The organism is Mesorhizobium sp. M1A.T.Ca.IN.004.03.1.1 (assembly GCF_003997555.1).
Taxonomy (GTDB): Bacteria; Pseudomonadota; Alphaproteobacteria; order Rhizobiales; family Rhizobiaceae; genus Mesorhizobium.
The window spans coordinates 1-235 of sequence record NZ_RZTV01001093.1 but is presented as its reverse complement, the minus strand read 5'-3'; the positions used below and the strand labels follow the sequence as shown (position 1 = coordinate 235).

Here is a 235-nt window from a genome sequence, read left to right as displayed (position 1 = left end):
GGCGGCGATCTGGACCGTCCTGATTGCCGCCGGTCCCGCCGTCATCGCGGCGATGGTGGTGGGTCTCGTCATTGCCTTGATCCAGGCGCTGACCCAGGTGCAGGAAGCGACACTGACCTTCGTGCCGAAGATCGTCGCGGTGCTGATCACCGTCGGGGTCACAGCACCCTTCGTCGGCTCGCAGATTTCGATTTTTACCAATCTGGTCTTCTCGCGCATCCAGTCAGGTTTCTAG

General features: G+C 61.3%; 1 protein-coding gene. It reads left to right on the top strand.

Annotation, left to right across the window (positions count from 1 at the left end; genetic code table 11):
• Nucleotides 1-235 (top strand): flagellar biosynthetic protein FliQ (locus tag EOD29_RS35055; RefSeq protein WP_127248928.1); only part of this gene is annotated, 235 nt, incomplete at its 5' end.